The 5,810-nt window shown below is 52.2% G+C and carries 6 protein-coding genes; all 6 read right to left on the reverse strand.

The window, feature by feature from the left end; genetic code table 11:
- Positions 1-646, reverse strand: a 646-nt coding sequence (wecB, locus tag KOO63_04760; protein ID MBU8921114.1) for a UDP-N-acetylglucosamine 2-epimerase (non-hydrolyzing), incomplete at its 3' end; no start/stop codon positions are given.
- Entirely contained in the window at positions 643-1,668 is a 1,026-nt protein-coding gene (gene rfbB / locus KOO63_04765; GenBank protein MBU8921115.1) for a dTDP-glucose 4,6-dehydratase, read from the reverse strand. The genes rfbB and wecB, both read right to left, overlap by 4 nt.
- 33 nt (positions 1,669-1,701) lie before the next feature.
- Entirely contained in the window at positions 1,702-3,024 is a 1,323-nt protein-coding gene (locus tag KOO63_04770; protein ID MBU8921116.1) for a UDP-glucose/GDP-mannose dehydrogenase family protein, read from the reverse strand.
- Positions 3,025-3,271: 247 nt separating this feature from the next.
- Positions 3,272-4,234, reverse strand: a complete 963-nt coding sequence (locus KOO63_04775; protein ID MBU8921117.1) for a GDP-mannose 4,6-dehydratase — start codon at positions 4,232-4,234, stop codon at positions 3,272-3,274.
- A gap of 13 nt (positions 4,235-4,247) precedes the next feature.
- Positions 4,248-5,210: a GDP-mannose 4,6-dehydratase gene (locus KOO63_04780; GenBank protein ID MBU8921118.1), complete on the reverse strand. Its 963-nt coding sequence runs from the start codon at positions 5,208-5,210 to the stop codon at positions 4,248-4,250.
- A gap of 167 nt (positions 5,211-5,377) precedes the next feature.
- Positions 5,378-5,810: HNH endonuclease (locus tag KOO63_04785; protein MBU8921119.1), on the reverse strand; the 433-nt coding region annotated here is incomplete at its 5' end.

The following is a 5,810-nucleotide window of genomic DNA, read 5'->3' on the forward strand; positions in this document are numbered from 1 at the left end:
GTTCCTCCGGATCGTCGACGTTCGAAGGCCTGTGAAGAGTGACCAGGATATAATTGTTCTCCGGGAGAGACAGTTCTTTCAGGATGGACGACCTGTCGGCCTTTTCTGAGAGATAGTGAAGCGAATCTATCATTATGTTGCCTGCAAAAAAGATCTTTTCCTTCCCCACACCCTCCTTCAGGAGATTCGTCTCGGCTTCCGGTGAAGTAGTAAAACAGTAGGATGAGAGGATGTCGGTCACCATCCTGTTTATCTCTTCAGGCATGTCGAGATCAAAACTCCTAAGTCCTGATTCGACATGCGCCACTGGGACATGAAGCTTGGCCCCCACTATCGAACAGGCCAGTGTGGAATTGACGTCTCCCACGACGATGATGATGTCTGGTCTCTGTTTTTCGACGATGATCTCGAAAGCTACCATCACTTTTGCCGTCTGTTCGGCATGGCTGCCGGAACCCACTCCGAGATATATGTCAGGCTCGGGCAGTTCCAGATCGTGGAAGAACACTTTTGACATGTTCTCGTCATAATGCTGCCCGGTATGCACCAGCAATGTCTCAACATTCCCCCGCTTCGCGAACTCACGCATAAGGGGAGCGACTTTCATGAAATTCGGGCGCGCGCCGACCACAAGGACTGCTCTCATTTCCTGGCCTTTCCACCTTCGATTCTGTCTTTGTACATCTTTCTGTAATATTTTTTAAAGCTGCCTTCCTTGATCTTTCTCCACCAGTCTTCGTTGTCCCTGTACCAGTCGATCGTCATGAGCATACCTTCGTTGAAAGGCACCTTCTTCTTCCAGCCCAGCAACTTGATCTTCCTTGTATCGACGGCATAACGCCTGTCGTGCCCCGGTCGGTCTGAAACAAGTGTTAGCAGGTCTTTGTCGGCTCCTGAAAGGCTGACGATCTTTTTTGCGATGAAAATATTCTTTTTCTCGTCCCCCGCCCCGATATTGTAGACTTCGCCTACTTTACCCTTCCGCCCGACGAGTTCTATCGCCCTGCAGTTATCCTCCACATAGATCCAGTCTCGGACGTTCTTCCCGTCTCCGTACAGAGGCATCGGTTTTCCCTCAAGCGCGTTCGTCGTGAAGAGAGGTATGAACTTCTCCGGATGCTGGAATGGACCGAAGTTGTTGGAACTCCTCGTTATGATCACGGGCAGTCCGAACGTACGATGGAATGACCTGACGAGCATATCTGCTCCGGCCTTGCTGGCAGAGTAGGGACTGTTCGGCCTCATCGGATCGCTCTCCCTGAACTTCCCCTTTTCTATGCTGCCGTAGACCTCGTCTGTAGATATCTGAACGAACCTGCGGACCTTGTGTTTCAGCGCCATCTGAAGAAGGGTGTAAGTGCCTACGACGTCGGTCTTGACGAAGCTTCCAGCTTCGAGGATCGATCTGTCCACATGAGTCTCTGCCGCGAAGTTGTATATGATATCGGTCCCGGACATTAGCTCGTCAAGGAGTCTGCCGTTACATATATCCCCCTTCACAAACTCGAACCCGTCCATTCCGGAAAGGTCTGCGAGATTATCCAGGTTGCCTGCATAAGTCAGCTTGTCGAGGACGACTACCTTGCGTTTGGCCTTCCTATTCATCAGCATTCTGGCGAAATTGGAACCGATGAAACCGGCTCCGCCCGTTACCAGGATCTTCTTCATTTGTTCTCCCTCAACAGTTCCCGGACCGGCCATCTACTTCATAGCGTCAGAAGGCCTGCCGAACGACTGGTATCTGAATCCCATTTTCTTCATCAATCCGGGTTTGTATATATTACGGCAATCTATGACAATGGGCTCATTGAGCAGATCTCTGATCTTCTCAAGATCCAGCTGCCTGAACTCGTTCCACTCCGTCATCAGTATAAGTCCATCGGTGCCATCCATTGCCGAATAGGCATCGTCGAAATAACTGACTTTCCCGCCATACTCCTTCTTCGCGTTATCCATCGCTATAGGATCATAGGCATGGATGGTCACCCCTAACTCCTGAAGGCTGTCCATCAACTTCAGCGATGGAGCATGCCTGAGATCATCCGTATTCGGTTTGAACGAAAGTCCCAGGATCGCTATCGTCTTTCCGCTCAGGTTGTCGATCTCTGACTTCAACTTTTCGATCAAGCCTTCGATCCTGTTTTCGTTGACGTCGCTCGCCGCCTGAATGACCCTGAGTTTTGTGCCTAAATCTTCAGCTGTGTGGAGAATAGCCGACACATCCTTCGGAAGGCAGGACCCCCCGTAGCCTACTCCAGCGTGTAGAAACTTCGGCCCGATCCTCTTGTCGAGCCCCATTGCCCTGGCAACTTCACTTACGTTGGCTCCGACCTCTTCACAGAGGTCCGCCACCTCATTTATGAACGATATCTTTACTGCCAGAAATGCGTTACTCGTGTACTTTACAAGTTCGGCGGTCCTGATGGATGTAAATATTATTGGCGTCTCGAGAAGGTAGAGCGGCCTGTAGATCTCTCTCATGATATCTCTCGCTTTGTCGCTCTCCACACCAAGGACGACCCTGTTCGGCCTCATAAAATCCTCTATTGCCGAACCCTCTCTGAGAAACTCGGGGTTTGAGACCAGGTCGAAGGGTATCTCCTTTTCGAGGTTTGCGCTGATAATCTTTCCGACTTCTTCAGAAGTCCCTACCGGCACAGTGCTTTTCTGCACGAATATCTTGTACTCGTCCATATTCAGCGCCACGTCCCTGGCCACATCATGGACAGCGCTGAGGTTTGCCGACCCATCTTCCCCCATAGGTGTCCCGACAGCAGAGAAGACGACAAGAGATTCATTTACGGCCGAAGCCAGGTCTGTCGTGAATTTCAGTCTGCCCGCATCGTGATTCCTTTTTACCAGTTCTTTAAGGCCGGGCTCATAGATCGGCATGATACCTTTTTCGATATTATCGATCCTGGACTTGTCTATATCCACGCAGGTGACCATGTTGCCAAAATCGGCGAGACACGCTCCGCTTACAAGCCCGACATATCCGGTACCAACCATACAGATCTTCGGCATTCCATACCCCTTTTTCTGATCACTCCATTATCCGGGTCCGGCTGCGCCACCCCCGGAAACCGGCCATCTGGCCGTATTCATTGATTAATAACAGTTTTCCTTCAAGGATGCCAACGCTCTGTTCGTCGGGCCTGTTCACCAGGCGGTTTGACCAACAGGCATTTTCACCAGGCGGTCTGTCCGTCAGGCCTCTTCACCAGGCGGACCGTTCGTTGAACCACTGCCACTATTCAGCGGCCGATCTCGACTATTCAGTAACCGATTTCGACAACCACCAGTCGAACAGTTCCCTGAGCATCCTCTCTCTTCCTATCTGCGGTTCCCATCCGGTATCCTTTGCCAGTCTGTGGTTATCGCCCGTCAATACAGGCACATCCACCTGGCGGACGTGGGTCGGATCGACCTCTTTTCTCACATCCCCTCCCGTCATCGCTATCAGCGAATCCAGAGCCTCTTCGAGAGCCAGGCCATCACCGCTGCACACGTTGTAGACCCTGCCCTCGATACCCTTCTCCAACAGTAGCCCGTAGGCGCGGACGACATCTCTGACATCGAGAAAATCCCTGACAATATTGGTGTTCCCCGTCTTTACCACCGGCTCCACAGTACCTGACGTGATGGCCGCGCATTGTCTGGCAAATGCCGGAAGTACAAATTTTTCCGACTGTCCGGCTCCGGTATGACTGAAACTCCTCGTCAGGACCACCCGCGTGCCAAAAGCCCTGAAATACTGCATAGCTAGCAGGTTCTGTGCCGCCTTGCTCGATGCGTACGGGCTGATCGGCTCGATCGGAGAATCTTCCCCCAGGGGCATTTCCTCCGGACACCTCACCCCGTACTCGTCGCACGAACCGGTTATCAGTATCCTGGCTTTTGTCTTCGCATTTCTGTCGGATTCAAGAAGATTGAGGGCGCCCATGAGGTTAGCCCGGTAAGTCCCGGCCGGATCATCGAATGAACGCGCCGCAGAACTCTGGGCGGCCAGGTGAATGATCCCTCCCGGACTTTCTTCGCTTATAAGTGACTGGACCGATCGTTTGTCGGTCAGATCACACTGCCGGTAGGAACAACCCGGCACGGAGCCTGTCCGGTCAGGCCGAGCGGCAGCGGCGAGGTCTACCTCCAGCACTTCATGTCCGTTGCGGACCAGCTCGCTGGCAAGATAACCTCCCACAAAACCGTTCGAACCTGTGACTATGACCTTCATCATGCCTGCTCCCGGATCATCCGTGGCTGGCACAGTTACGCCAGAATTCGAGAAGGTCGGAAAGTGTCTTTTCTATTGGAATCTCGGGCTTCCACCCGGTATCAGATGTAAATTCGCTGTTATCCCCCTCAAGCAGGGGGACATCGCTCGGGCGGAGCCTTCCCTTGTCGGTCCTGACCTCTACCTTCACCCCGCTGATCTCAATGAGCTGGTCAAGAATCTCCTTGATACTGTAGCTTTTCCCCGTACAGATGTTGTATGCCTTCCCAGGTTTACCCTTTTCGAGAGAGAGCCAGTACGCCCTGACCATATCTCTCACATCTGTAAAGTCGCGCCTGGCGTCCAGGTTTCCCACTTCCATCACAGGGTCCTTGCGTCCCTGCTCTATATCGATGATCTGTTTTGCAAAATCACTGCACACAAAGACCGGGCCTCTCCTCGGGCCTGTATGATTGAACCCTCGCGTCCTCACGATCTTCATGCCGTAACTCATAAAATACTGGTACCCGAGCATATCCTGTCCGACCTTGCTGACACCGTACGGGCTCAGGGGCCTCAGCGGACTACTCTCCTTGATCGGGACCTCGTCCGGGTAGACCATGCCATATTCCTCACTCGAACAGGCGATCTGTATACGACAGTCGACATCGAGTTTTTTGACCGCTTCGAAGATATTCAGCTGGCCTATGATATTGGTCGTCAGCGATTCGGACGGAGCATTCCAGGATGTCGGCACAAATGACTGAGCGGCCAGATGGAAGATATATTCGGGCCTGATCTTCTCGATCACGTCGCGTGTCGATGAAGCATCCCGAAGGTCACATTCCAGAAGATTGATCCGGTCCCATATATGCTCGATATTCTCTGTACGGCTTCTCCAGCGTATTATGCCGTAGAGTTCCACATCTTTTTTCGACAGACAGAGGTCGGCGAGGTGGCTCCCGGCAAAGCCGGTGATCCCGGTAATCAATACTCGCATCAGGCTCCCTTTCTTATTGTCCCTGATTCCTATGCAGCTACAGACTATTGATTATATCAGAATAATCGATGCGGTCAAGTTGTCAAAAACAAATGCTGAGCTCCATCCGACATTATCAATCCTGCCTCCTTAGATCTTCATCGCCAATTCGAATATCCTCTCATCGACTATCCCCTCTTTAAATGCCCATCTATTTTCTTTTTCCCAAAGTCTTTGACAGCCTTGTGCTGATTGTGACGTCTGCAGAGAAGTTGAAGATTCTCAGGCAAGTTACTCCCTCCAAGGGCGAAGGGGGTGATATGATCGACCTGAATGTTCCACTTTGAGCCGCATCTTTGCCCGCCGGGGCCCGTGAACGCACACTTTCCTCCGTCGCGCTTGAAGACCTTGTCTTTTATGGCCTGGGGGATAAACCGGGAGGATTCCGGGCTTGCCAAAGGTCCCTCAGGGCCTTTCGCAGGAGCAGCAGGAGTTGCGGGACTCGTTTCGGTTTTCTCTTCTGTCTTCTTTACTTTCTTAGCCACTCGCTCAACCTTTGCAGCTGGCTTCACCTTCGCAACCTCAACCACCGACTTCACTTTCGTGGCTCTATCAGCCTTC

It is taken from the genome of Candidatus Latescibacterota bacterium, from assembly GCA_019038625.1.
In the GTDB taxonomy this organism is placed as follows: Bacteria; Krumholzibacteriota; Krumholzibacteriia; order Krumholzibacteriales; family Krumholzibacteriaceae; genus JAGLYV01.

Excerpts from the sequence above, each read along its gene's own strand:
- KOO63_04775 (MBU8921117.1), bottom strand. The coding sequence starts at position 4,234 with ATGATGAAGGTCATAGTCACAGGTTCGAACGGTTTTGTGGGAGGTTAT.
- KOO63_04770 (MBU8921116.1), bottom strand. The coding sequence starts at position 3,024 with ATGCCGAAGATCTGTATGGTTGGTACCGGATATGTCGGGCTTGTAAGC.
- KOO63_04780 (MBU8921118.1), bottom strand. The coding sequence starts at position 5,210 with ATGCGAGTATTGATTACCGGGATCACCGGCTTTGCCGGGAGCCACCTC.
- rfbB (MBU8921115.1), bottom strand. The coding sequence starts at position 1,668 with ATGAAGAAGATCCTGGTAACGGGCGGAGCCGGTTTCATCGGTTCCAAT.